Here is a 24,376-nt window from a genome sequence, read left to right on the forward strand (position 1 = left end):
AGTCCCACCCCGGTACCTGGCCAGGGGAGTTCTTAGAAGGAATCATCGTCCGGCTCGTAGATCCAGTGGTCCAGATCGTGCTGTATCAAGCTGGCGATGGCCTCGTGCATCGCCACGACGTCGGAAGGCTTGGTACTGCCGTCGTCGAATACGGGCAGGCACAAGTCTGCGACCAGTTGCCGCAAGCATTTGTCGATCAGAACCCTGGTCTCGTGCTGCGGGGAGAGGTCCTTGAAGTTGCTGATCAACATGTGGGTGAGCACCAGGTAGGGCTTGGCCGCCGGCCATTGGCGCGCGACGCTGGCCTCGGGCTCGTCCGGCGTGCCGGGGAACTGCGGGTGCAGTACCGTGGTGTCGCCCAACCATTCGATCGGGGGTGCCCCCCATGGCAAGCCCAGGCGTTTGTCGCCTGTCTTGCCTTCGTCGGCTATCAAACCGCTCAGAATGGCCAACACAGCGTTGAGGCCGGCCTGGGTCCAGACGGAGACCTTGTCCAGGAAGTGTTCTGACTGCCAGGCCTGATGGGCCAACAGGCTGTTGAGTGGGCTGGTGCGCGAGGTTGCCTGCAGGCTCAGCGTGGTGATGGCGGTGATTGCCCGCAGCCTGTGGTGCGTGGCGTACTGCAGCATGTGCCTCCACCATTCGGGGGCGAATTCATAGTTGTCCCCCAGATGAGCGAGACATGCGGCCATGGCGGTGGTCCATTCGCGCTCGGCTTCGCCCGCAAAATCCGCGCGGTTCTCGTGAAGCGCTGAGGCCAGCCGACTCGCGAGTTCGGCGTGTGCGTGATCGCCGCTCTTGACTTCCCACAGCACCGGTGCGTGACGAAGGCCCTGTTGAATCTGCACCAGAAAGTGAGCGGCCATGCGTGCATAACCGCACGCGATCAGTTCTTCAAACAGCAGGCCCAGGGTCTGTTTCAACTGCGGATCCTGAGCGACGGACGGCGACCATGGCACCGCGCACATCAGCATGCAGCACAAGGCCGCGCGAAGGCTCTTCTTATCGTTGGCAACCTCCCTTGCGGCAATCTCCTGCAGCAGGATGTTTGCAAATGCGTTGTTCGGGATCTCGTGATTCGACTCGAATCTGACCCTCAGCCTGTGGAGCTGGTCGGTGTCTGGGCAGTCGATGCGCAACAGGGCCTGCACCGAAGCGAGAAGAACCCGCGCGTTCACCAAAGGATCAGCGGTGCACAGAATCTTCAGCGGCATCAAGGCTTCGTCGATCGGTCGGGTCACTGCCTTGGCAGGGTCCTTCACCATGTGCAGCGCCACGTGCAATTCACACAGCTTGCGCCAGAGCTTGCTGACGGCTTGCAAGCCGCCGCCACTGGCCTGGATGTGCGGCCTGCAAAGATCGCGCAGCGTCAGGGACTTGCCTTTCAAGCCCTGTCGGGCCAGGCGCGCATCCAGAATGGCGACAAAGCTGTTGTGTGCCGTTTCCTCCATGACCCCGATCAGCCGTTCGGCGCTCGCCCTCCAGGCATCTGCGTAGCGCCAGGGAATGCCGTCCGGCTGGGCCAGCAGAACCTCCATGCCGACCAACAGCAACTGGCAGGCAGCGTCATCGCCGAGTTCAAGCCCAAGCGCCCCAGCCACCAGCTCGGGGTTGTTCAGCTCCAGCAGCCGATCGCAAAGGGAAGAACAGATGGGCAGGTTGTTGGCGTCGCCGGGGTGTTCTCTCAAGGCATACATAACCAGTTGAATCAGGGCGTCGCGCTGATCCACTGGCAACGGCGTGTCGCCAGGGTTGCTGCTGGACACCCTGAGCGCGGCCTCCAGTGCCACCCGACGGTGGTTGCTGCTCAGGCCGGGTTGCGCCAACAGGAACCGAAAAACCAGGGTGGCGAAGTCCAGGGTGCAGGCCTGCCCGTAGGCCGCAAGCAGGTCGGCATGTCGATCGGGAATGAACTCCTGATCCAGACGCAGCGAAAGTGAGCCATTGACCCAGCCGATTGATACGTCCAGGCCCTTTTCGCTCAGCGCCAGTCTGGCGCGGTCTTCTGCGCCAGCGCTGCGTTCTCCCAGAATCTCCGTCTCGCTGAAATACTGGGTGCGGTCGAACAGTTCCTGCCGCAACGTCTGCGCCGCCTCACCCGGTATCGACTGCACCAGGTGAAGCAATTGTTCAATCACGCGTCTGCCGGTGCGCAGACCGGCGCATTGATCGAAAAGGCGGGTCGCTGTCGATTCCACCAGGGCATCAACAGGTTCCTGCTCCAACAGCGATGTGTGCGTGTGCTGTGGGGCATCATCGATGTGTGCATTGAGCAGAGAAAGCACGTGGTGCGCCAGGAGCGACTCGCCATCGTTGTACTTCTGGAGAATGAAGTCACCTGCCTCAGCCAGTTGGGTGCGCAGAGGGTCTTGCGTGGGCAGTTGAGCGTGTGCGGTCGTCACGCACAGTGCCAGACGCTCCAGCAGCTTGCCCGCGAGGTCTGCGTTGTGGAGGTCGCGACACAGGTCCAGCGTCTTGAGGGTTGCGGCCAGCAGCATGCGGTGGGTCGATGGCGCATGTGGCTCGCGCAGCGTCTTGGTCAACAAGTCCAGCATGAGCGGTGCGCCCCGGGGCACCGCCCGGTCACCGGCCAGGCTCAGGCAGAGTTTGGCAAATGCACCAGCCTGGTCTTCATTCATGCCCGGCACGGCGCGAACCCGCTCGTCGTTGTGCCCTTCAATGATCACCCCCAGATCTGACGGGTGTTGCACCGATGTGGATGGGTTGTCCAACACGGCCTCCAGCACCTGGGAACTCCAGCCGAACGTCCTCGTCACCTTGAAGGCGGTGTCGAGCATCGTCAGCGTGTTCTCCACATCCCAGCGTTCGAAGAAGCTCAGATCGAGATCAATGACGTGCTTGTCAGGTGGCGTGTTCGGTTGAGCGGGTTGCAGGCGCCCCGGGTAGAGGGTCGCCAGCTTCATGGAGACCATGGCCTTGAACTGCTGGGTTTGTTGCGCGCCCAGTTCATGAACGGGCAGGGTCATCGTGAGGCGCAGATGCCCTTTGTCATTGGTGGTCTGGTGCACCTGCACCTTGTCGATACGGGCCTCGGCTGATCGTGGGGGCGCCTGCTCGAAGGGCTGGCTTGTGCCCGTGCTTGAGACGGAAGTGCGATGGGTTTTGTCTTTGATCATGTTGAACTCGTGCTTGTGCGGACTGCGTCTGTGTCGCGCTGAGTGACGGGCAGTTCCATCACCGACCCTCACCAATGGGTGACCGCCGGCAGTGAGACGCCTCGCCCCAATCGGAACCAGTTGACCTGCCCCACCCGCTGCCAGGGCCCATTGCCTGTCGCGATGAGCGCGATCACTTTTGCTCACTGCACGGAACAGGGCGAAAACCTACAATCCGCGGATGCTTGCGCAACGCACCCTCAAATCCCTGACCAAGGCGGTCGGCGTCGGTCTGCACAGCGGTCAGCGGGTGGAGCTGACGCTGCGGCCCGCCGCTCCGGACACCGGCATCGTGTTCCGCCGGGTCGACCTGCCCGAGCCGGTGGACATCCCCGTCAATGCCACGTCGGTGAGCGACACCCGACTGGCCTCCACCATCTCCAACGGTGGCGCCAAGGTGCACACCATCGAACACCTGATGAGCGCTTGCGCCGGCCTGGGGCTGGACAACCTGCTGATCGACATCACGGCCGAAGAGGTGCCCATCCTTGATGGTTCGTCGGCGTCGTTCGTCTACCTGCTGCAGAGTGCCGGCATCGTGACGCAGAAGGCCCCCAAGCGCTTCATTCGTCTGACGCAGACGGTGGAGGTGCGCGAAGGCGAAGGGCGCAGCCTGAAGTGGGCGCGGCTGGCGCCGTACCACGGCTACAAGCTCAGCTTCGAAATCGAGTTCGATCACCCGGCGGTCAATGCCTCGGGCCAGCGCGTCGAGTTCGACCTGGGCAGTGGCAACTACGCGCGCGAGATCGCCCGCGCCCGCACCTTCGGCTTCACCCGCGACGTCGAGATGATGCGCTCGCACGGCCTGGCGCTGGGCGGCGGGCTGGACAACGCCATCGTCATGGACGACGTGAAGGTGCTCAATGCCGACGGTCTGCGCTACGGCGACGAGTTCGCCAAGCACAAGATCCTCGATGCCATGGGCGACCTGTACATCGTGGGCAAGCCCTTGCTGGCGGCGTACAGCGCTTTTCGCAGCGGCCACGCCATGAACAACCAGCTGTTGCGCGCGCTGCTGGCCAACCCCCAGGCCTACGAGGTGGTGAGCTTCGACAACGAGCGCGAGGCGCCCCGGGGCTTCGCGCAGGTCGCCCCGGCCTGGTAAGCCTCAGCCATGCTGCTGTTTCGCTGGGCCGTCATGCTGCTGCTGCTCGCAGCGGGTGTGTCGTTTGCGTTCTATGTGGGCACCGGCCAGGTGCGCTACCGCCAGTGGGGGCTCGTCATCCTCAAGTGGACCATCCTGGCCGCATTGGGTTTCTTCGGCGTGCTGGTGCTTGAGCGATTGCTCTAGCCACCAAAGACTTCAGTAGTTGCGCCCACCCTTGTACGCCGCATGCGTTCGTGCACGCAGCGGCGCCACCCGCTGAATCGCAGCGGTGGTTCGCGCCACCTGTGCGTGGGTGATGGCCAGACCCAGCGCATCGGCCGCGTCCTTGCCGGGCAACCCGGGCAACTGCAGCAAGCGTTTGACCATCTCCTGCATCTGCGGCTTGGTGGCGCGGCCGTGGCCGGCCACGGCTTTCTTCAGTTGCAGGGCGGTGTACTCCGCCACGTTGAGTCCGTTGGCCACCAGGGCGGTCAGGCAGGCGCCGCGTGCCTGACCCAGCAGCAAGGTGGCCTGCGGGTTCACGTTGACGAAGACGATTTCGCACACCGCGACCTCGGGCTGGTAGCGCTGCACCACCTCGCTGATGCCGTCGAACAGCACCTTCAGGCGCGCGGGCAACAAGGCGCCGTCCTTCGGGCTGGTCTGGATGGTGCCGCTGGCGACGTAGTGCAGGCGTGGGCCGTCGGTGTCGAGCACACCAAAGCCGGTGCATTGCAGGCCGGGGTCGATGCCGAGAATTCGCATGGTTTGGGTCACAGACCGAAGGTCCAGCGCACTGAGTGAAAGAACACCGGTGCGGCGAAACACAGCGCGTCGACGCGATCGAGCAGGCCGGCTGCGCCCGTGACCGAGCGGCGCTCGCCGCCCCAGTTGGTGACGCCCCGGTCGCGCTTGATGGCCTTCATCACCAGGTGACCCAGGGAGCCTGCCGCACAGGCGATGAGCGCCATGGCCAGGCCGGGCAGGGGCTTGAACGGCGTGAAGCCCGCCAGCAGCACACCCACCGCACCGCCGGCCAGCAGGCCCCAGCCCCAGCTGGCCCAGTGAAAGCTTTCGCTGATGGCGGGCGCCACCGGGCGTTGGCGGCCACGGGCCGCCAGGTGCTGCACCAGCATGCAGGTCTGCACCACCATGACCAGGAAGAACACCAGGAAGGCGTTGTTGCCCAGCCAGCGCGGGAACTGCAGCAACAACAGCGCAGGCACATGGCTGAGCCCATAGACGCAGACCATGATGCCCCACTGCAGCTTGGCGTTGCGCTCCAGAAACCGCTGCGGATCGTTGCGCAACGCGCTCACCACCGGCAGCGCCAGGAATACGTAAACCGGGATGAAGACGGTGAACAGGTTGAACTGCGCGTTCCAGACCAGCGCGTATTGCAGGGGCAGCACCACGAAGAAGGCCAGCACCAGGCTGCGGTGGTCGCCGCGCCGCGTGGGCGAGAGGCTGATGAACTCGCGCAGGGCGAAGAAGGACAAGGCGCCGAACAGCACGATGCTCACGCCTTCGCCCAGCACCCAGCCAACCCAGAACACGATGGCCATCAACCACGACATGCGCAGCAGCGCGGCGTTGTCGTGGCGGCGCTGTGCGAGCGCCTCGTCGCCGGCGTGGGCGCGCCGTTCGCGCAGCGACAGCACCACGCCGATGGCGGTCACCAGCGCGAGCAGTCCGAACACCACCAGGAACAGCAGGGCCACCTGCTGGTTCTGGCTGAGGCCACGCAGAAAGCTGCCCATCAGACGTCCCTCAGCGCCATGACGGCGGCCCTGGCCCGAACGAGAAAATCCGCGCGCGGCTCGTCGATGCCCAGCTTCAGCGGCTCGCCAAAGGTCACCGAGCACAGCACCGGCACCGGCACCACCTCGCCCTTGGGCATGACCCGCTGCACGTTGTTGATCCAGGCCGGCACCAGCACCACGTCCGGAAACCGCTGGGCCAGGTTGTAGAGGCCACTCTTGAACGGCTGCGGGTCCTCGTCGAAGCCCCGCGTGCCCTCGGGAAACAGGATGAGCGAGTCGCCGCTCTCCAGCGCAGCGATCAAGGGCGCCAAGGGGTCTTCATCGCCCTTGCGCTCGCGCTCGACGTAGACGGCGTTGAACACCTCGGTGGTGATCCAGCGCTTGAGTGATGAGGCGGTCCAGTAGTCCTTGGCGGCAATCGGGCGGGTGATGCCGCGCAGCTCGTGGGGCAGGGCGGCCCAGATCAGCACCAGGTCGGCGTGACTCTGGTGGTTGGCAAAGTAGATGCGTTGCTCGGCCTTGGGCGGGCAGCCGTACCAGCGCGCCTGGGCACCCGTGAGCAGGCGCACCAGGCCCAGGAAGAAGTAGCCGACGGCACTGGCGGCCAGCCTGGTCATGGCAGGTTCACGTCGCCCATGCGCGCGACGATGGTGCCGGCTCGTCGCGCCAGGTAGGCCGAACCCTGGCGGGTTTCGAAGAACTTGGGTGAAGGCAGCATCACCGCCAGGCGCGCGGCCTCGTACGCGCTCAGGCGGCTGGCAGGCTTGTTGAAGTAGCGCTGGGCCGCGGCCTCGGCGCCAAACACGCCTTCACCCCACTCGACGCTGTTGAGGTAGATCGCCAGGATGCGGCGCTTGTCGAGCACCAGCTCGAGCATGAGCGAGAGCACCAGCTCCTGCCCTTTGCGCAGCAGCGTTCGCTCGCCCGAGAGCAGCAGGTTCTTGGCCAGTTGCTGGGTGATGGTGGAGCCGCCCACCACCTTGGCCGCCCGCACCGGCCGGTTGGGGCTTTGCGCCGCGCGGCGCTCGGCCTGTTCCTGGCGGCGTTCGTTCTTCTTCCAGGCCTGTTCGATGGCCGCCCATTCGACGCCGCCGTGATCGAAGAAGCCGGCGTCTTCCGACGCCACCACCGCGCGCCAAAGATGGGGGCTGATCTGCTCGGCGTCCACCCACTGCTGGCGCCAGCGCCAGTTGCCGTCGCCGCGCGCGGCGTTGACCGCGATGCGCCAGGCTTCAGAGCGCTGGAAGGCCGTGCTTTGCGGGTCGATCACCGCCATGAGCGCGATGCGCCCCAGAAAGAACAACTGCAGCGCCAGCCCGGCGGCCAGGATCCAGAGCAACCAGCGTCCGAATGCGCGCACCGCGTGTTGGCCTTTCACTGCCCGGACAGCTGGGTTTGCAGCCCGTCTTCGCGGGTGAAGCGAAAGCGCGAGACCACCACAATCTGGTCGGCCTGGCGGCGCATGGCGTCATTGAAGCGGCCGAAGCCCAGGCCGCGCACGATGGCCTGGGCCCGGCGATCAAGCAGCTGGTTGCCCGAGCCTTGCACTACCTCGGTGTCGAGCACCTGCCCGGTGTGGTTCACGGTGATGACCATGGTGAGTTCGCCGTAGAGCTTGCGCCCGCCCTGCTCGGGGAAGTTGGCGGTGCCGTGTTGTTCGATGCGCCGGCGCAGACCGTCGTAGTACACCGCGTACACGGCCTCGCGCGTGGCCGGGCTGATGTAGCGCTTCTTGGGCCGGGCGTTCTCTTCGTTGATGCGCTTTTCGATCTCGGCCAGGATCTTCACCAGCGCCTGGCGCTTCTCTTCGCGCTCGATGGCCTCGCGGCTGTTGGGCGACTTGGCTTTCTCGGGCGGCGGCATGGCGGCCAACGCCCGGCGCACTTGGGCCAGCAGCCGCTCCTGCTGATCTTTGAGCGCCTCGACCTTGCGGACCTGTTCGTCGGGGGCGTCGCCCAACCGGGCAATGGCCGACGGGGGCAATGGCGAGGTGGCGCGTCCGCGCTCGGCGTCGCCGCCACCGGCCAGCGATGCCTGCGCAATGGCTTGCGCCTTGTCGGGGCGCTGGTCGCTGCGGGCGTTGACGAGGATGACCTCCAGTGGGGTGTCCTGGAACACCCGGTCAAAGCGCTCGGGGTCGACGAAGCGGATCGTCAGCAGCGCGGCGTGCACGCCCAGCGACACCAGCAGCGCGAGCTGCAGCGTGGTCAGCTTGCGCAACCGGCGCCGCAAGGCCTGAGCCTTGCCGGGCGAGGGGGTGCGCGGCTTGGAAGGCTTGGGCGGCGAAGCGGGCTTGGCACGAGCGGAAGTCACGCGCGGATTATCCGTTCTGGCTCGGTGAATCGGGTGTCGCGCCGTCCTGCGCGTCGTTCACGTCGATGGCCAGCGCCAGGGGGGCGCCGAGCGGTTCTTCATCGTCGGCCTCGTCGGCTTCGGCCGCCGAGGCGTCGTCCGCCGCCTGGTCAAGGCGTTCGATCACCGTGCCGGCCACTTCGAGGGTGATTTCGTCGATGTCGCCCAGGCGCACCTTCACGTGCGCCCCGCGCATCAGGCCATCGGCGCCCAGCACCGGCAGCACCAGCGGCAGGGTGTCGGCGCGCACCAGGTTGTCCTTGATGAGCGTGGCGTTGAGCTCGCCGATGCCGTTCTGGCGCAGGTACTGCAGCGTCCAGTAGCGCTCCATGCCGCCCTGGAAGCCGTTGTAGGCCGAGTAGGCCGCATCGAAGGCGCTGATCACCGCCAGCAGGGCCGCGTCCTTGGGCTTGAAGGGCGCGACCAAGGCGGCGGTCTTGCCGTGGCGGGCGCAGGCAATGATCTGCCACTGGTTGACCAGATCGACGTAGCGGCGCAAGGGCGAGGTGCTCCAGGCGTAGCACTTCACGCCAATGCCGGCGTGTGGCAGCGCCTTGGTGCCCATGCGCACCTTGATGCCCGGCTGCAGGCTGGCCTGGCTGCGGTAGATGCCCGGCACGCCGATGTCGGCCAGCCACTGGCCCCAGGTCTTGTTGGCCAGGATCATCGCCTCGGCCACGATCAGGTCCAGCGGCGCACCGCGCGAACGGGTGCCAATCTGCACCGTCTCGCTGCCATCGGGCTCACTGCCTTGCACGCCGTCGAGGCGGAAGGTGTAGTCGGGTCGGGTGAAGGTTTCGGGTTTGCCGCGCACCAGCTCGCGCTGGGCCTTGTGGTGCTTCGCAAAGCGGTGCAGAAAGGCCAGGGACGGCTGCAGGGCGGCCACGGCGGGTTCGGCCCCGGCCGAGGCCTCGCCGGCCAGCCAGGCATCGGTGATCACCGCGTCGAGCCGGTCGTGGCGCAGGTTGATGGCAATCGGCACGCGCTCCAGCGCGGTGCGCGTCTCGCGCTGCTCCAGCGTGGCTTCGTCCAGCGTGACGTACAGCGACAGGGCTGGGCAGTCGCGACCCTCCTGCAGTGTGTAGGCCTGCACCACGTCGTCGGGCAGCATGGTGATCTTGTGGCCCGGCATGTACACGGTGGACAGCCGCTGGCGTGCGATCTGGTCGAGCGCGCTGTCGGGGGTGATGGCCAGCCCGGGCGCTGCGATGTGAATGCCCAGGATGACCGTGCCACTGCCCAGACCTTGCAGCGACAGCGCGTCGTCGATTTCGGTGGTGGCGGAGTCGTCGATCGAGAAGGCCTGTACGGGTGCCAGCGGCAACTCGTCGCTGATGGCCGGCGCCTGCAGCGCCGGAAAGCCCGTGCCCTTGGGGAAGTGCTCGAACAGGAAGCGCTGCCAGTGGAACTGGTAGGCGCTTTGAATGGCGCCGGCCTGTTGCAGCAGCGCCAGCGGCGCCATCTGCGCGCGTCTGGCGGCGTCGACCACCGCCTTGTACTCGGCGCCGTTCTTGTCGGGCTTGAAGAGGATGCGGTAGAGCTGATCGCGCACCGGCTGGGGGCAGCTGCCGGCCGCCAGTTCCGCGGCCCAGGCGTCGATCTGCGCCTGCACCTGCTTCTTTTTCTCGATGGCGGCCAGGGCCTGGGCCACGATCTCGGGCGGCGCCTTCTTGAAGCGGCCCTTGCCGGCACGGCGGAAGTAGTGCGGTGCGCCCTGCAGGCACAGCAGCGCGGCGGCTTGCTGGGCCACGCCGGCACTGGCGCTGAAGTACTCGCGCGCCAGGTCGGCGTAGGCGAACTCCTCGTCAGGGGCGAATTCGTAGGCGAGCTCGAGGTCCATGGCCTCGGCCAGGGCGGTGGCTTCGGCCATCAATTCGCCCGGCGCGGGTTTGTCGAAACGCAGCAGTGCGTTGGCGGATTTCACTTTGACCCGCTTGCCCGAATCCAGCTCCACTTGCAGGGAGCTTTCGGCTTCGGACAGCAGTCGGCCGGTCAGGAACTTGCCGGCCTCGTCGAACAGGATGTACATGGGGCGGGATTGTCCCATCCCGGCACCCCAGGGTTGCGCTAGACGAGGCTCAGGAAGTCGAACAGGGCGTCGATGTGCTGGTCGAAATCGCTCAGGGCGTGGTCGCTGCCCTCCAGCAGGCGCACCTGGCCACCCGCGCAGAAGTCTTGCATTTCGCGCCAATCCAGCAGTTCGTCACCCTTGGCGAGGATGGCGAACAGCCGATCGGCGGACGCGGGCGTGGCGCTGGCCTGGCTGGCGATGTCGGCCTCCAGCACGCGCAGTTCATCGACGAAGCCGGGCTCGAAGAAGAAGCGTTCCTCGGGGTTTTGCCAGGTGGTCTGCTCGCCGATGTGGGCCGACAGATCGCGCGCGGGGTGCACCGCCGGGTTGAGCAAGGCCGCACGGCAGCCTACCTGCAGCGACAGCCAGCGCGCATAGAAGCCGCCCAGTGAGGAGCCCACCACCGCCATGGTGTCGCGCGGCCAGTTGGCCACGCCCTCGCGGATCAGGGCCGACGCTGCCCCAGGCGAAGGCGGCAGCTGCGGGCACCACCAGCGAACCGCAGGGTGATGCCGGGTCACCCGTTCGCTCACCTGCCGTGCCTTGGCCGACTGGGGCGAGGAGCGAAAACCATGCAGGTAGAGCAGGTGGGTGGTGCAGGTCATGGGCTGAGGATAATCGCGCCCCATGGCCGTCGTGATCGAAACACCTTCCCTGGCGCAGCGCGTGGTGCCGTTCCTGCGCGGCTTCGACTGGCCGCTGATCGTGATCGTGCTGTGCATGGCCACGCTGGGACTGGTGACCATGTATTCGGTCGGCTTCGACCACGGCTCGCGCTTCTCGCAGCACGGACGCAACATGGTCATTGGCGCGACGGTGATGCTGGTGTTTTCGCAGATACCGCCTCAGCGGTTGATGGCGTTGGCCCTGCCGCTGTACGCCGTGGGGGTGACGCTGCTGCTGGGTGTGGAGTTCATGGGCATCGTGCGCAAGGGCGCGCAGCGCTGGCTCGACATCGGCGTGACGGTGATCCAGCCGAGTGAGCTGATGAAGATCGCCATGCCGCTCATGCTGGCCTGGTGGTTCCATCGGCGCGAAGGGCAGCTCAAGGCGGCCGATTTCGTGGTGGCCGGGTTGTTGCTGGCGGTACCGGCGGCGCTCATCCTCAAGCAGCCCGATCTGGGCACCACCCTGCTGGTGCTGGCCTCGGGGTTGGCGGTGATCTTCTTCGCCGGGCTGAGCTGGAAGCTGATCATTCCGCCGGTGGTGGTCGGGGTGGTGGCAGTGGTGGTGCTGGTCACCAACGAATCGAGCTGGTGCGCGCCAGGGGTCGACTGGCATGTGCTGCACGAATACCAGCGGCAACGCGTGTGCACCCTGCTGGACCCCACGAAGGACCCGCTGGGCAAAGGCTTTCACATCATCCAGGGGATGATCGCGATCGGCTCGGGCGGCGTCTGGGGCAAGGGTTTCATGCAGGGCACGCAGACCCACCTGGAGTTCATCCCCGAGCGCACGACCGACTTCATCTTTGCCGGCTTTTCCGAGGAGTTCGGTCTGCTGGGCGTGCTGATGCTGATGACCGGCTTCATTGCCCTGCTGTTGCGCGGGCTGATGATCGCGGCGGACGCACCCACGCTGTTCTCGCGTTTGCTGGCGGGGGCGCTCACGTTGAACATCTTCGTCTACGCCTTCGTCAACATGGGCATGGTCAGCGGCATCCTGCCGGTCGTGGGCGTGCCGCTGCCCTTTGTGAGCTATGGCGGCACGGCCATGGTCACCATGGGCGTGGGGCTGGGCATCCTGTTGTCGATCTCGCGCGCCAAGCGCCTGGTGCCATCGTGATCGCGCCGCTGGATACCGTGGCCATCGTCGGCGCCGGCAACATGGGCGGCGGCATGGTGCAGCGCCTGCGCGAGCGCGGCTGGCCGGTAGCGGTGTGCGACATCGATGCGCAGCGCCAGCGCGAGGCCGAAGCCGCCGGCGCGCAGTTGTGCGCCACCCCGCTTGAAGCCGCGCAACGTCTGCCCGACGGCGGCGTGATGGCCATCGTGGTGGTCGACGCTGCGCAGTGTCGCGATGCGCTCTGGGGCGAACAAGGCGCCGCCGCGGCACTGCGGGCTGGTCAGACGGTGATGTTGTGCCCCACGATTGCGCCGGAAGACGTGGCATCGATGGCCCTGCGGCTGGGGGGGCAGGGCGTGGACACGCTCGACGCCCCGATGTCGGGCGGGCCGGCGCGCGCCCGCGCGGGCACCATGAGCCTGATGCTGGCCGGCGCCACGGCGGTGATCGAGCGCCACACGAGGCTACTGGACGACCTGTCCAACGCCATCTTCCGGGTGGGTGAGCGCGTGGGCGACGGGGCCCGCACCAAGCTGGTCAACAACCTGCTGGCGGGCATCAACCTGGCTGGCGCGGCCGAGGTGATCGCGCTGGCCGAACGCCTGGGGCTGGACGCGAACGTGACGCTGGGGGTGATCGAACGCTCCAGCGGACAGAGCTGGATCGGCACCGATCGCCTGCGCCGCGCGCTGACCGGCGATCACCAACCCCTGGCGCACATGACCCTGCTGGCCAAGGACACCGGGCTGGCGGTCGCGGCGGCCCACCGGGCCGGGCACGCTGGTGTGCTGGGGCCGCTGGCGGCGGCGGTGTTTGCTGCGGCGCTGGGTGAGGGCATGGCCGGTCGGGATGATGCGGCCCTGCTGGACTGGATGCGCGCCCATCCGGACGGCCTGCCAAAACCATGACGCTGGCGCGTGGCCGGCGGCTTTCTACAATGCCACCCCATGATCGCGCGCGAACCCACCCTGGCCCGACTGGCCACCGCCGAGCAGGTGCTGCTCGAACCCTTCGGCTTGACAACCAGCCACCTGCACAAGGCGCTGGCCGAGATCGCCTCGCATGGCGTGGACGACGCCGACCTGTACTTCCAGGCCACCCGCCACGAGGGCTGGAGCCTGGAGGAAGGCATCGTCAAAACTGGCAGTTTCGGCATTGAGCAAGGTGTCGGTGTGCGTGCCGTCAGCGGTGAGAAGACGGCGTTTGCCTACTCCGACGACCTGTCCTGGAACTCGCTGATCGACGCTGCGCATGCGGTGCGCAGCATCTCGGGTCAGGGCCAGACCAAGAAGGTCAAGGTGGCCAGCGCCAAGGTTGCCAAGTCGCGCTCCCTTTATGGCGGCGTGGACCCCATTGCCTCGCTCGACAGCACCGCCAAGGTGGCGCTGCTTGAGAAGGTCGAGCGCATGGCCAAGGCCAAGGACCCGCGCGTGGCGCAGGTCATGGCGGGTCTGGCGGCCGAACACGACGTGGTGCTGGTGGCCCGCGCCGACGGCACGCTGGCGGCCGATGTCCGTCCGCTGATCCGCCTGTCGGTGACGGTGATTGCCGAGCAGAATGGCCGCCGCGAAATGGGCAGCTCCGGTGGCGGTGGCCGATTTGGTCTGGCCTATTTCGACGACGCCATGGTGCAGTCGTATGTGGACGAAGCGGTCTCGCAGGCCCTGACCAACCTCGAATCGCGCCCGGCGCCCGCCGGCGAGATGGTGGTGGTGTTGGGCAGTGGCTGGCCGGGCATTCTGCTGCACGAGGCGGTGGGCCATGGCCTGGAGGGCGATTTCAACCGCAAGGGCTCCAGCGCCTTCGCCGGCCGCATTGGCCAGCGCGTGGCGGCCAAGGGCGTGACTGTGCTCGACGACGGCACCATCGCCGATCGGCGTGGGTCGCTCAACGTCGACGACGAAGGCAACGCGTCGCAGCGCAATGTGCTGATCGAAGACGGTGTGTTGCGCGGCTACATCCAGGACGCGATGAACGCCCGCCTCATGGGTGTCAAACCCACCGGCAACGGCCGCCGCGAAAGCTACGCCCACACACCCATGCCACGCATGACCAACACCTACATGCTCGGTGGCGACAAGGACCCGGGCGAGATCGTGGCGAGCATCAAGAAGGGCCTGTACGCCACCAACTTCGGTGGCGGACAGGTCGACATCACCAGTGGCAAGTTCGTGTTTTCGGCCAGCCAGGCGTTCTGGGTCGAAAACGGCAAGATCCAGTACCCGGTGAAAGGGGCGACCCTGGTGGGCAACGGCCCCGACGCGCTGACCCGCGTGAGCATGATCGGCAACGACATGAAGCTCGACACCGGCGTGGGCACCTGCGGCAAGGAAGGCCAGAGCGTGCCGGTCGGCGTCGGCCAGCCCACCTTGCGCATCGAAGCCTTGACGGTCGGCGGCACCGCCTGAGCGCTGGCCCCAAGCGGCGCCCAGCGCTACACTGCGCCGCTGCGGGACACCAGCCTCCCGTGGACCGCTGCAAGGCGGGCCAAGACACGTCGTCCAAGCGCTGACCAGCCCTTTACGGAGCCTGTCATGGACGACGACCTCTTCATCTCCCGCTCTGCCCTGGCCGCGCGCCTGGGCCATCCCGATGCGCCCTGGGTGCTTGACGTGCGCCGCGCCGAGCGTTTCGACGGCGCTGCCCACCGCATCGCCTCGGCCCTGCGATCACTGCCGGACAGCGCGCGCGAGCGCGACGTGGTTGTCTATTGCGTCCATGGTCACGAGGTCAGCCGAGACGCCGCACTGACCTTGCGCGCCAGTGGACGGCGCGCCTGGGCGCTGGAAGGTGGCATCGAGGGCGCCGAGGCGGGCGTGGATGACCCTGCATTCGTGGCGCGGGTGCGGGCACAGCCGTTGCCGTTGGTGCGACAGCGTCCCGACTTGGGGGTGTGCGGCGATGCGCCGAGCTGCTGGATCACCCGCGCGCGGCCGAAGATCGACCGCATTGCCTGTCCCTGGCTGGTTCGCAGATTCATTGATCCGCTCGCTCAGGTGGATTACGTGCCTGCCGATGAGGTGTTGTCGCGCGCCCAGGCCACAGGCGCGGTGGCCTTCGACATTGCGGGTGGGCCCATCAGCCACGTGGGAGATCACTGCAGCTTCGATGCATTGCTGGAGGCCTTCGGTCTGCACACACCAGCGCTCGATCGGCTCGCCGCCATCGTGCGCGGTGCGGACACCGGGGCCCTCGATCTGGCCCCCGCGTGTGCTGGTCTCTTGCATGTGTCCCTGGGTCTGAGCCGCCTGCACGCGATGGACGATCAGGCCATGCTGGCGGCTGGCATGACGGTGTACGACGGTCTGCACGCCTGGTGTCAGAGCGAGACCGCAGGCACGCACGAATCCCACGTGTGGAGCCCTGCATGAGCCGGCCCGGGGCCGTTCCCTTCGTCGAGGCGCTTCGTTTCTGGCTCAAGCTCGGCTTCATCAGCTTCGGCGGTCCGGCTGGTCAGATCGCGGTGATGCACCGGGAGTTGGTGGAGCAGCGGCGCTGGATCAGCGAGCGCCGTTTTCTGCATGCGCTCAACTACTGCATGTTGCTGCCCGGCCCCGAGGCGCAGCAGCTTGCCACCTACCTGGGTTGGTTGATGCACCGCACCCGGGGAGGCGTGATCGCTGGCGTGCTGTTTGTGCTGCCGTCGCTGTTGCTGCTCATTGCGCTGAGCTGGATCTACCTCGTGTTCGGACAGGTGCCATGGGTGGCCGGGGTTTTCTATGGCATCAAACCCGCGGTGGCGGCCATCGTGCTGCATGCGGTGTGGCGCATTGGCAGCAAGACCCTGCGTTCACCGCGTCGCTCGCCCTGGTTGTGGGCGATGGCGATCGCCAGCTTTGTGGCCATCGCGGTGCTCGGCATCGGGTTTCCGTGGGTGGTGTTGGCGGCCCTGTGCCTGGGCTGGCTGGGCGGGTGGCTGGCACCAGGGCAGTTTCTGCCCGCACCGACGCATGCTGCACCGGCTGAGCAGGGGCAACATTTGGCGGCCCTCATTGACGATGACACGCCGACGCCGGTGCACGCACGGTTTTCCCGCGCTCGGTTGGTGCGGGTGGTGTTGGCCGGTCTGGTGCTGTGGGCACTGCCCATGGCCGTATTGGTGGTCTGGCAAGGGTGGGGCGGACCCTTGCCAACCATGGGGATGTTCTTCACGCAGGCGGCCTTGCTCACCTTTGGCGGTGCGTACGCCGTGCTGCCATTCGTCTACCAGGGCGCCGTGGTCCAGCACGCCTGGTTGAGTGGGCCGCAGATGATTGACGGTCTGGCCTTGGGCGAGACGACGCCGGGGCCGCTCATCATGGTGGTGGCGTTCGTCGCCTTTCTGGGTGGGTGGCAGACGCAGGTACTGGGTGCGCAATCGCCCTGGCTGGGCGGTCTGGTGGCGTCGGTGGTGGTGACCTGGTTCACCTTTCTGCCGTCGTTTGTTTTCATTCTGGCGGGTGGTCCGCTGGTCGAGAGCACCCACGGCCAGCTTCGGTTTACGGCGCCTTTGACCGGCATCACCGCGGCAGTGGTCGGCGTGGTGGCCAGCCTCGGTGTCTTTTTTCTGGGGCATGTGGCCAGGCCGGTGGCGGGTGGGCCATTGGACGGGATCGCCTTGTTCATCGGCGCAATGGCTGCACTCGCCTTGCTGCGTTTCAAGCTGGGCGTCATGACGGTGATCGGCGCCTGCGCTGTGCTGGGCGTGTTGCTCAAAACCAGCGGTTGGGCCGTGTGACAAGGCTTTGTGCGCGGCCCTGTGCTACATTGCGCGCCATGGTTTCGCGTCTCGGCTACTTTGCCTTTTACTTTTGGTTCTCTGTCCCCGGCGGACGAGAGGCGAAGTTGTAAGCGCGCCAAGAATCTCGAAAAAACCGCCGGAGCCCCAAGCCCGGCGGTTTTTTTTCGCCCCGTCTCTACCCCACGAACCCTTCCAGGAGCCTGTGATGAACGCCAAAGCCACTTCTGCCGCCAGCGACGCCTGGTATGCGCGACCCGTCGACAAGACCAGCGACACCGACGACGAACGCATCCAGGACATCACCGTGCTTCCCCCTCCCGAACACCTCATTCGCTTCTTCCCGATTGCTGGCACACCGACCGAGGCGCTCATCAGCCAGACCCGCCAGCGCATTCACCGCATCCTGCACGGTCAGGACGATCGGCTGCTGGTGGTGATCGGGCCGTGCTCCATCCACGACCCGGCCGCGGCACTCGACTACGCGCGACGCCTCAAGCCGTTGCGTGAGAAGTACGCCGATACGCTGGAGATCGTGATGCGGGTGTACTTCGAGAAACCACGCACCACCGTGGGCTGGAAAGGCCTCATCAACGACCCCTATCTGGATCAGACTTTCCGCATCGACGAGGGTCTTCGCATTGCGCGCCAGTTGCTCATCGAGATCAACCGTCTCGGGCTGCCAGCCGGTAGCGAATTCCTGGACGTGATTTCGCCGCAGTACATCGGTGACCTGATCAGCTGGGGCGCGATCGGTGCGCGCACCACCGAAAGCCAGGTGCACCGCGAGCTCGCCTCCGGCCTGAGCGCACCGATCGGCTTCAAGAACGGCACCGACGGCAATATCAAGATCGCCACCGACGCCATTCAGGCCGCTGCACGCGGACACCACTTTCTGTCGGTGCACAAGAACGGGCAGGTGGCCATCGTGCAGACCAAGGGCAACAAGGATTGCCACGTCATTCTGCGTGGGGGCAAGACGCCCAACTACGACGCAGCCAGCGTGGCCGCTGCCGTGAAAGACCTGGAGGCCGCCAAGGAAACGCCGCGGCTCATGATCGACTTCAGTCACGCCAACAGCAGCAAGCAGCACGAAAAGCAGCTGGACGTGGCGCGCGATGTGGCCGCACAGATCGCGGGTGGCTCCCGCTCAGTGTTCGGCGTGATGATCGAGAGCCACATCGAAGCCGGTGCCCAGAAGTTCTCACCGGGCAAGGACGATCCGGCGAAGCTGCACTATGGCCAGAGCATCACCGATGCCTGCCTGGGATGGGGCGATTCGATGAGCGCCCTCGAGATACTGTCTCAGGCCGTGAGCGCTTCGCGGAGCCGCTGAGGACACGGGGGTTTCACGGGTGGGGCCTGTTGTATCGCGCGGCACAATGCGGCCAACACCCGAGAGGAGACTGTTCATGCGCAGCCAAGTCATCGTCACCTGGGGCGAACCCGCCACCTACCGGATCGACCTCGAAGAGGTTCAGCCCATGCCGCACGACCAGGCGCGGCACTGGCTCGACGAGCAATTCACCGACATGGGCTGTGAGCCGATTCGACCTACCGGCAAGGTGCTGATGGCCGACAAGATCCTGTGCGTGGCGCAAGCGGCCGGCGAGGCGCGCTTCAAGGAAGCGACCCATCGCGATTGGGCGGTGGCCTTTGCGCGGGCCGCCAGTGCGGCCCTGGCCAAACCCATCGTCACTGTGGATGTGCCGGGGCAGTCGATCGGCTATTGACGCTCAGACGGCCATCGCCTTGAGCAGGCGTTCGTGGATCCCACCAAAGCCGCCATTGCTCATGCAGACAATGTGATCGCCCGCCTGCGCGGCCAACACCACTTGCTGTACCAGGGTGTCGATGTTGTCGGCCACTGATGCGCGTTCTCCCATCGGCGCCAGGGCCTCGCGTGCATCCCAGTCAAGGCCGCCGCAATGGCAGTAGGCCAGGTCGGCGCTCTCCAGGCTCCAGGGCAACTGGGCTTTCATGGTCCCCAGCTTCATGGTGTTGCTGCGCGGCTCGAACACCGCCAGGATGCGGCCGCGCGGCTGCCCCAGGCGTCGCGCGAGTCCGTCCAGCGTCGTGCGAATGGCGGTCGGGTGGTGCGCGAAATCGTCGTAGACGGTGATCGCGCCGCCATCGCGAGTGACTTGTCCGCGAACTTCCATGCGTCGGCGAACATTCTCGAAGTTCGCCAGGGCCTGCGCAGCCTGTGCCGGTGCGACCCCGAGGTGTTCCGCGGCGGCGATGGCAGCCAGAGCGTTGAGCTGGTTGTGCACACCCGAGAGCGACCATTGCACGCGCCCCACCGATTCGCCACGCCGCAGCACGGCAAAGTCGTGGGGCTCTCCGTCGGCCACAAAATCGCTCACCGCGCTGCCAAAGGTGCAGACCTCGCTCCAGCAGCCCATGTGCAGCACGCGGTCCAGACTTTCCTCGACACCATTGACGACCACCCGCCCGCTGCTGGGCACCGTGCGCACCAGGTGATGGAACTGGCGCTCGATGGCCTTGAGGTCATCGAAGATGTCCGCGTGGTCGAACTCCAGGTTGTTCAGGATCGCTGTTCGGGGACGGTAGTGGACGAACTTGCTGCGCTTGTCGAAGAACGCGGTGTCGTACTCGTCAGCTTCGATCACGAAGGCCGCGCCTGAACCCAGGCGGGCCGACACGCCGAAATTCATCGGGACGCCGCCAACCAGGAAGCCGGGCTGGTGTTCGCAGGCCGCCAGGATCCAGGCCAGCATGGAGGTCGTGGTGGTTTTGCCGTGTGTGCCGGCGACGGCAAGCACATGCCGGCCCTGGAGCACGTGCTCGGCCAGCCATTGAGGTCCGCTGGTGTAAGGCGCTCCCGCGTCCAGGATGGCTTCCATCAGTGGGAACTTGGCACTGCCGTCGGGCAGGCGCGCTCGGCTCACCACATTGCCAACCACCCACACATCGGGCTTCAGCGCCATCTGATCGGCGCCAAATCCCTCGATCAGATCGATGCCCAGCGCGCGCAGCTGATCGCTCATGGGGGGATAGACGCCGGCGTCGCAACCGGTGACGCGGTGGCCCGCTTCTCGGGCCAGGGCAGCGACGCCGCCCATGAAGGTGCCGCAAATGCCCAGGATGTGAATATGCATGCGCGGATTCTAGGAGTCGCGCGCGGGCACAATCTCTGGATGTTTTCGCAAGATGACACCACCGCCGAGATCGCAGCCGTGGCTGCCCGGCTGGTGGTTGACGAGGGTCAGGACTACGCAGCCGCCAAGCGGTCGGCCATTCGGCAGCTGAATCTGCCCGCGCGCACGCCCTTGCCCGACAACGAACGGCTCGAAGCCGCCGTGCGCGAGCACATTGCGGTGTTCTGCGCCGACACCCAGCCTGCCGAGTTGCAGGCCCTGCGGGAACTGGCGCTGCGCTGGATGGATCGACTTGACGCCTTCCGCCCCTACCTGGGTGGCGCCGTCTGGCACGGCACCGCCACCCGACTCACCGATATCCACATGCACTTGTTTTGCGACGACCCGAAGCAGGCCGAATGGGCGTTGCTGGATCAGCGGGTCGAGTACCACCCGGGCTCGGCCACCGATTGGCGAGGCCGCTCGATCGACGCCCTGACCATCCGCGCCCGTTGCGAGGCCCTGTCTCAGTGGGTGTTGATTCACCTGATGGTGCACGACCTTGATGACCTCAAAGGCGCGCTCAAGCCCGATGCACAAGGCCGCAAACCCAGGGGCGACCGTCAAGCGCTGTTGCGGCGCATGGCGGTTGAAGCGGGGGGCGCGCCATGAAACTGCAGCGCCGTCATTGGCTGGCCGGCGGCGTGGCCGTCGGCGCAGCCGCCGCTGGCGCCTGGTGGGCGCAGCGTCACTTTCGCCTGGAAGCGGTGACCACCGAAGCCGAGAGGAAGTTCTGGGCCACCAGCTTTGATGCGCCCGATGGGCATCCCGTGCCCATGCAACCGATGCTGGGGCGACCACTGCTGGTCAATTTCTGGGCAACCTGGTGCCCGCCCTGCGTGGAAGAGCTGCCGCTGCTCAATGCTTTTCATGCGCGCCAGCAAGGCCAGGGGTGGCAGCTGTTGGGTCTGGCTGTCGACAGGGTCGAGGCGGTGCAGGCGTTCCTGAAGAAGTTGCCCATTGCGTTCCCCGTCGCCATGACGGGTTTTGCGGGGACGGACCTCAGTCGCGAGCTGGGCAACCCGTCCGGGGGGTTGCCGTTTTCGGTGCTCTTCGGGCGAGACGGGCGCGTCGTGCAGCGCAAGATCGGGCAGCTCAAGCCTGCGGACCTCGATCACTGGGCAACCCTGGCCTGACGTCATCAACAGGGTTCAACGTCGGGCTATTCCCGCGTATCGTTGCCGGATTGCCAGGGTGGCGGAATGCATGCCTTCGTGTACACTGCTGCACCCTCGCGCCGCCTGGCGCATTGCAATTCAATGAAGTTGCAAGCATTTGAGCCGGTTTGGCGTAGAAATCGTTGGAGATAGTATGGATTTACGCAAACTAAAGACTCTGATCGACCTGGTGTCGGAGTCCAACGTCTCGGAGCTCGAGATCACCGAAGCCGAAGGCAAGGTCCGCATCGTCAAGGCCAGCCCTGCCCTGGTGCCGGCGCCGGTGACCTACAGCATGGCGCCCACCGCGCCGGCGGCCATGCCGGTTGTGGAGGTGGCCAGCCCGGCAGCGGCGGCCGCTTCTCCTGCCACCACTGCAGCCCCCGAACCCAAAGGCCATGTGGTCAAGTCGCCGATGGTGGGCACGTTCTACCGCGCCTCATCGCCCGGTGCAAAGCCGTTTGTCGAGGTGGGCGACACCATCAAGGAAGGCGAGACCATCTGCATCGTGGAAGCCATGAAGATCCTCAACGAGATCGAAGCAGACAAGAGCGGCACCGTCACCCAGATCCTGGTCCAGAACGGCCAGGCGGTGGAGTACGGTCAGCCCCTGTTCGTTATCGAGTGAGGGTCGACCGCCCATGTTCAAGAAGATCCTGATCGCCAACCGCGGCGAGATAGCGCTGAGGATTCAGCGTGCCTGCCGCGAGATGGGCATCAAGGCGGTGATGGTCTATTCGGAGGCCGATCGCGACGCCAAGTACGTCAAGCTCGCAGACGAGGCCGTGTGCATCGGCCCTGCGCAGTCCGGGCAGAGCTACCTCAACATGCCGGCCATCATCTCGGCAGCCGAAGTCACCGATGCCGAGGCCATCCACCCCGGCTATGGCTTCCTGTCCGAAAACGCCGACTTTGCCGAGCGCGTCGAGAAGAGCGGGTTCACCTTCATCGGACCGACTCCGGATTCGATCCGGCTTATGGGCGATAAGGTGTCGGCCAAGCAGGCGATGATCAAGGCGGGCGTGCCCTGCGTGCCTGGCTCCGATGGTGCCTTGCCGGATGACCCTGTCGTCATCAAGCGCACCGCCAAGGCGGTCGGCTATCCGGTGATCATCAAGGCTGCGGGCGGCGGCGGTGGCCGTGGCATGCGGGTGGTGCACACCGAAGCGGCGCTGCTGCACGCCGTGCAGACCACCAAGGCGGAAGCAGGCGCTGCGTTCGGCAACGCCGAGGTCTACATGGAGAAGTTTCTCCAGAACCCGCGCCACATCGAAATCCAGGTGCTGGCCGATCAGCACCGAAACGCGGTGTACCTCGGTGAGCGCGACTGCTCCATGCAGCGCCGCCACCAGAAGGTGATCGAAGAAGCACCCGCTCCCGGCATTCCGCGTCGGCTGATCGAGAAGATTGGCGAGCGCTGCGCTGCAGCCTGCAAGAAGATCGGCTACCGCGGCGCCGGCACTTTCGAGTTCCTCTTCGAGAACGGCGAGTTCTATTTCATCGAGATGAACACCCGGGTGCAGGTCGAACATCCTGTGACCGAATGGATCACCGGCATCGACATCGTGCGCACCCAGATTGCGGTGGCCGCGGGTGAGAAGCTGCCATTCACGCAACGGCAGATCCAGCTCAAAGGGCATGCCATCGAGTGCCGCGTGAACGCCGAAGACCCCTACAAGTTCACGCCGTCGCCCGGGCGCATCACGATGTGGCATTCCCCTGGCGGGCCGGGCGTGCGCGTGGACTCGCACGCGTACTCCAATTACTTCGTGCCCCCCAACTACGACTCCATGATCGGAAAGATCATCGTGCACGGTGACACTCGCGAGCAAGCGCTGGCGCGTATGCGCACGGCCCTGGCAGAGATGGTGGTCGAGGGCATCAAGACCAATGTCCCGCTGCATCGGGAGCTGATGGTCGACGCCAACTTCGTGGCTGGCGGCACCAACATCCACTACCTTGAAGAGTGGCTGTCCCAACGTGAGCGCTGAGCACGACGCCACCCCGACCCGGCCGCAGGCCGGGTCTTTGTTTGAGCTGGTGCTGCTGGTCCCAGAGGCGGCGGTGGAGCCCGTGGGCGACGCGCTGGACGCACTGGACGCGCTCAGCACCTCGGTCGAGGACGCCGACGCCATGACGCAGGCCGAGCAGGCCCTGTTTGGCGAGCCGGGCATGCCACCGCCCAAAGAAGGTTGGCAGCGATCCAGGGTGGTCGCGCTGTTTGTTGACGAGGCCGCCGCACGGGAAGCTGCCCAGCTGTTGCAGGCGCAGGATTTCTTCACCGAATGCCTGGTACAGGGCATCCGTGTCGTCGCCGATCAGGACTGGGTTCGGCTGACGCAATCGCAGTTCGAGCCGGTGGAGATCACGTCAACGTTCTGGATCGTGCCCACCTGGCACGAACCTCCCGCGCAAGCTGAGCAAGTCATTCGGCTGGATCCAGGGCTGGCCTTTGGCACCGGTACACACCCCACCACGCGCATGTGCCTGCGGTGGATCGCGCGCCACGCGCCGGTCGGTCCGCGCGTGCTGGACTACGGATGCGGCTCGGGCATTCTGGCCATTGGTGCGTCCAAGCATGGGGCCCGCGAGGTGATGGGCGTCGACATCGACCCCGCGGCCGTCGAAGCCACGCGACTCAATGCCGAGGCCAACCATGCGCCCATGGTGGCGGGCATGCCCGATCTCGCACATGGCGAGCACGACCTGGTGTTGGCCAACATTCTGGCGACGCCGCTCAAGGTGTTGGCACCGCTGCTGTGCGCCCATGTGCGATCAGGGGGGCATCTGGTGCTGGCGGGCATCTTGGCACGCCAGTCGGACGAGCTCAAGGAGGCTTATGCACCGTGGGTCGCGCTGGATGTGCGCGATGAAGAAGATGGGTGGGTACTGATGACGGCCCGCAAGGCTTGAGGTCCGGTTCGCGCGGTCAACCGCCATAATCGGCGCATGAGTTTCACCACCCGCTGTCCCGCTTGCGGCACGATGTTCCGCGTGGTGGCCGACCAACTCAAGATATCGGATGGCTGGGTTCGCTGCGGGCATTGCTCTGACGTTTTTGATGCCACGGTGCATTTGTCCCCATGGTCGTCTGAGCAGACCAAGGC

At 66.0% G+C, this 24,376-nt stretch carries 23 protein-coding genes and 1 pseudogene; 15 read left to right on the forward strand and 9 right to left on the reverse strand.

Features of this window, described 5'->3' with window-relative positions; all coding sequences use genetic code 11:
* Positions 1-32: 32 nt before the first annotated feature.
* Positions 33-3,137 (reverse strand): hypothetical protein, encoded by a 3,105-nt coding sequence (locus KF871_RS12185; RefSeq protein WP_291142643.1) that lies wholly within the window; start codon positions 3,135-3,137, stop codon positions 33-35.
* Positions 3,138-3,357: 220 nt separating this feature from the next.
* Here KF871_RS12185 and lpxC point away from each other — a divergent pair, with 220 nt between their 5' ends.
* Together lpxC and KF871_RS12195 are read left to right on the forward strand one after the other, a co-directional pair.
* Positions 3,358-4,281, forward strand: coding sequence for a UDP-3-O-acyl-N-acetylglucosamine deacetylase (gene lpxC, locus KF871_RS12190; protein ID WP_291142647.1), 924 nt, complete (start codon positions 3,358-3,360; stop codon positions 4,279-4,281).
* Between the two features lie 9 nt (positions 4,282-4,290).
* The gene (locus tag KF871_RS12195; protein WP_291142649.1) at positions 4,291-4,467 is read left to right on the forward strand and encodes a hypothetical protein; all 177 of its coding nucleotides are present in this window, start codon (positions 4,291-4,293) and stop codon (positions 4,465-4,467) included.
* 12 nt (positions 4,468-4,479) lie between these two features.
* On the opposite strand, the gene ruvC is transcribed toward KF871_RS12195, so the two are convergent.
* From ruvC to KF871_RS12230, 7 genes are all read right to left on the reverse strand, one after another.
* Entirely contained in the window at positions 4,480-5,028 is a 549-nt protein-coding gene (gene ruvC, locus KF871_RS12200; RefSeq protein WP_291142652.1) for a crossover junction endodeoxyribonuclease RuvC, read from the reverse strand.
* An 8-nt stretch (positions 5,029-5,036) separates the two neighbouring features.
* Positions 5,037-6,023: a phosphatidate cytidylyltransferase gene (locus KF871_RS12205; protein ID WP_291142655.1), complete on the reverse strand. Its 987-nt coding sequence runs from the start codon at positions 6,021-6,023 to the stop codon at positions 5,037-5,039.
* Positions 6,023-6,643 (reverse strand): 1-acyl-sn-glycerol-3-phosphate acyltransferase, encoded by a 621-nt coding sequence (locus KF871_RS12210; protein WP_291142657.1) that lies wholly within the window; start codon positions 6,641-6,643, stop codon positions 6,023-6,025. Before KF871_RS12210 ends, KF871_RS12205 begins: the two co-directional genes overlap by 1 nt.
* Positions 6,640-7,386 carry a monofunctional biosynthetic peptidoglycan transglycosylase gene (mtgA, locus tag KF871_RS12215; protein WP_291142661.1) on the reverse strand — a complete coding sequence of 249 codons (747 nt, stop codon included), beginning with the start codon at positions 7,384-7,386 and terminating at the stop codon, positions 6,640-6,642. Before mtgA ends, KF871_RS12210 begins: the two co-directional genes overlap by 4 nt.
* 14 nt (positions 7,387-7,400) lie before the next feature.
* The gene (locus KF871_RS12220) at positions 7,401-8,246 is read right to left on the reverse strand and encodes an energy transducer TonB (protein WP_291142865.1); all 846 of its coding nucleotides are present in this window, start codon (positions 8,244-8,246) and stop codon (positions 7,401-7,403) included.
* Between the two features lie 100 nt (positions 8,247-8,346).
* Positions 8,347-10,407, reverse strand: coding sequence for a ribonuclease catalytic domain-containing protein (locus KF871_RS12225; protein ID WP_291142664.1), 2,061 nt, complete (start codon positions 10,405-10,407; stop codon positions 8,347-8,349).
* 38 nt (positions 10,408-10,445) lie between these two features.
* Positions 10,446-11,054: a YqiA/YcfP family alpha/beta fold hydrolase gene (locus tag KF871_RS12230; RefSeq protein WP_291142666.1), complete on the reverse strand. Its 609-nt coding sequence runs from the start codon at positions 11,052-11,054 to the stop codon at positions 10,446-10,448.
* A 22-nt stretch (positions 11,055-11,076) separates the two neighbouring features.
* On the opposite strand from KF871_RS12230, the gene rodA reads away from it, so the two are divergent.
* The 7 genes from rodA to KF871_RS12265 all read left to right on the forward strand — a co-directional run bounded on the left by rodA (position 11,077) and on the right by KF871_RS12265 (position 18,684).
* Positions 11,077-12,234: a rod shape-determining protein RodA gene (rodA, locus tag KF871_RS12235; protein WP_291142668.1), complete on the forward strand. Its 1,158-nt coding sequence runs from the start codon at positions 11,077-11,079 to the stop codon at positions 12,232-12,234.
* Positions 12,231-13,142, forward strand: a complete 912-nt coding sequence (locus tag KF871_RS12240) for an NAD(P)-dependent oxidoreductase (protein ID WP_291142671.1) — start codon at positions 12,231-12,233, stop codon at positions 13,140-13,142. The genes rodA and KF871_RS12240 overlap by 4 nt, the downstream gene beginning before the upstream one ends.
* Positions 13,143-13,181: 39 nt before the next feature.
* Complete coding sequence (gene tldD / locus KF871_RS12245) at positions 13,182-14,642, forward strand: metalloprotease TldD (protein WP_291142674.1); 1,461 nt, start codon at positions 13,182-13,184, stop codon at positions 14,640-14,642.
* Positions 14,643-14,768: 126 nt separating this feature from the next.
* Positions 14,769-15,605, forward strand: coding sequence for a chromate resistance protein ChrB domain-containing protein (locus tag KF871_RS12250; RefSeq protein ID WP_291142677.1), 837 nt, complete (start codon positions 14,769-14,771; stop codon positions 15,603-15,605).
* Positions 15,602-16,951 carry a chromate efflux transporter gene (chrA, locus tag KF871_RS12255; RefSeq protein WP_291142680.1) on the forward strand — a complete coding sequence of 450 codons (1,350 nt, stop codon included), beginning with the start codon at positions 15,602-15,604 and terminating at the stop codon, positions 16,949-16,951. Before KF871_RS12250 ends, chrA begins: the two co-directional genes overlap by 4 nt.
* Positions 16,952-17,159: 208 nt before the next feature.
* Positions 17,160-18,287 carry a 3-deoxy-7-phosphoheptulonate synthase gene (locus KF871_RS12260; RefSeq protein WP_291142683.1) on the forward strand — a complete coding sequence of 376 codons (1,128 nt, stop codon included), beginning with the start codon at positions 17,160-17,162 and terminating at the stop codon, positions 18,285-18,287.
* A 76-nt stretch (positions 18,288-18,363) separates the two neighbouring features.
* Positions 18,364-18,684 (forward strand): hypothetical protein, encoded by a 321-nt coding sequence (locus tag KF871_RS12265; protein ID WP_291142686.1) that lies wholly within the window; start codon positions 18,364-18,366, stop codon positions 18,682-18,684.
* Positions 18,685-18,687: 3 nt separating this feature from the next.
* Here KF871_RS12265 and mpl read toward each other — a convergent pair whose 3' ends face one another.
* Complete coding sequence (gene mpl / locus KF871_RS12270; RefSeq protein ID WP_291142689.1) at positions 18,688-20,073, reverse strand: UDP-N-acetylmuramate:L-alanyl-gamma-D-glutamyl-meso-diaminopimelate ligase; 1,386 nt, start codon at positions 20,071-20,073, stop codon at positions 18,688-18,690.
* Positions 20,074-20,112: 39 nt separating this feature from the next.
* Between mpl and KF871_RS12275 the strand changes: the two genes are divergently transcribed.
* From KF871_RS12275 to KF871_RS18780, 6 genes and pseudogenes are all read left to right on the forward strand, one after another.
* Complete coding sequence (locus tag KF871_RS12275; protein ID WP_291142692.1) at positions 20,113-20,724, forward strand: hypothetical protein; 612 nt, start codon at positions 20,113-20,115, stop codon at positions 20,722-20,724.
* The gene (locus KF871_RS12280; RefSeq protein WP_291142695.1) at positions 20,721-21,248 is read left to right on the forward strand and encodes a TlpA disulfide reductase family protein; all 528 of its coding nucleotides are present in this window, start codon (positions 20,721-20,723) and stop codon (positions 21,246-21,248) included. Before KF871_RS12275 ends, KF871_RS12280 begins: the two co-directional genes overlap by 4 nt.
* A gap of 175 nt (positions 21,249-21,423) precedes the next feature.
* Complete coding sequence (accB, locus tag KF871_RS12285) at positions 21,424-21,897, forward strand: acetyl-CoA carboxylase biotin carboxyl carrier protein (RefSeq protein WP_291142699.1); 474 nt, start codon at positions 21,424-21,426, stop codon at positions 21,895-21,897.
* A 13-nt stretch (positions 21,898-21,910) separates the two neighbouring features.
* Positions 21,911-23,260 carry an acetyl-CoA carboxylase biotin carboxylase subunit gene (gene accC, locus KF871_RS12290; RefSeq protein ID WP_291142701.1) on the forward strand — a complete coding sequence of 450 codons (1,350 nt, stop codon included), beginning with the start codon at positions 21,911-21,913 and terminating at the stop codon, positions 23,258-23,260.
* 37 nt (positions 23,261-23,297) lie between these two features.
* A complete protein-coding gene (gene prmA / locus KF871_RS12295; RefSeq protein ID WP_291142867.1) occupies positions 23,298-24,182 on the forward strand; it encodes a 50S ribosomal protein L11 methyltransferase in 885 nt (294 codons plus the stop codon).
* Between the two features lie 36 nt (positions 24,183-24,218).
* Positions 24,219-24,323, forward strand: a pseudogene (locus KF871_RS18780) (zinc-ribbon domain-containing protein); the annotation flags it as partial.
* Positions 24,324-24,376 lie beyond the last annotated feature (53 nt).

This window comes from Hydrogenophaga sp., assembly GCF_019635465.1.
Taxonomy (GTDB): Bacteria; Pseudomonadota; Gammaproteobacteria; order Burkholderiales; family Burkholderiaceae_C; genus Hydrogenophaga.

Bases quoted from the DNA above. Each gene is read 5' to 3' on its own strand.
- mpl (WP_291142689.1), bottom strand. From the start codon at position 20,073: ATGCATATTCACATCCTGGGCATTTGCGGCACCTTCATGGGCGGCGTC.
- rodA (WP_291142668.1), top strand. From the start codon at position 11,077: ATGGCCGTCGTGATCGAAACACCTTCCCTGGCGCAGCGCGTGGTGCCG.
- KF871_RS12260 (WP_291142683.1), top strand. From the start codon at position 17,160: ATGAACGCCAAAGCCACTTCTGCCGCCAGCGACGCCTGGTATGCGCGA.
- KF871_RS12230 (WP_291142666.1), bottom strand. From the start codon at position 11,054: ATGACCTGCACCACCCACCTGCTCTACCTGCATGGTTTTCGCTCCTCG.
- KF871_RS12205 (WP_291142655.1), bottom strand. From the start codon at position 6,023: ATGGGCAGCTTTCTGCGTGGCCTCAGCCAGAACCAGCAGGTGGCCCTG.
- KF871_RS12225 (WP_291142664.1), bottom strand. From the start codon at position 10,407: ATGTACATCCTGTTCGACGAGGCCGGCAAGTTCCTGACCGGCCGACTG.
- accC (WP_291142701.1), top strand. From the start codon at position 21,911: ATGTTCAAGAAGATCCTGATCGCCAACCGCGGCGAGATAGCGCTGAGG.
- tldD (WP_291142674.1), top strand. From the start codon at position 13,182: ATGATCGCGCGCGAACCCACCCTGGCCCGACTGGCCACCGCCGAGCAG.
- KF871_RS12185 (WP_291142643.1), bottom strand. From the start codon at position 3,137: ATGATCAAAGACAAAACCCATCGCACTTCCGTCTCAAGCACGGGCACA.
- KF871_RS12280 (WP_291142695.1), top strand. From the start codon at position 20,721: ATGAAACTGCAGCGCCGTCATTGGCTGGCCGGCGGCGTGGCCGTCGGC.
- ruvC (WP_291142652.1), bottom strand. From the start codon at position 5,028: ATGCGAATTCTCGGCATCGACCCCGGCCTGCAATGCACCGGCTTTGGT.
- chrA (WP_291142680.1), top strand. From the start codon at position 15,602: ATGAGCCGGCCCGGGGCCGTTCCCTTCGTCGAGGCGCTTCGTTTCTGG.
- KF871_RS12210 (WP_291142657.1), bottom strand. From the start codon at position 6,643: ATGACCAGGCTGGCCGCCAGTGCCGTCGGCTACTTCTTCCTGGGCCTG.
- KF871_RS12275 (WP_291142692.1), top strand. From the start codon at position 20,113: ATGTTTTCGCAAGATGACACCACCGCCGAGATCGCAGCCGTGGCTGCC.
- KF871_RS12265 (WP_291142686.1), top strand. From the start codon at position 18,364: ATGCGCAGCCAAGTCATCGTCACCTGGGGCGAACCCGCCACCTACCGG.
- accB (WP_291142699.1), top strand. From the start codon at position 21,424: ATGGATTTACGCAAACTAAAGACTCTGATCGACCTGGTGTCGGAGTCC.
- KF871_RS12195 (WP_291142649.1), top strand. From the start codon at position 4,291: ATGCTGCTGTTTCGCTGGGCCGTCATGCTGCTGCTGCTCGCAGCGGGT.
- lpxC (WP_291142647.1), top strand. From the start codon at position 3,358: ATGCTTGCGCAACGCACCCTCAAATCCCTGACCAAGGCGGTCGGCGTC.
- KF871_RS12250 (WP_291142677.1), top strand. From the start codon at position 14,769: ATGGACGACGACCTCTTCATCTCCCGCTCTGCCCTGGCCGCGCGCCTG.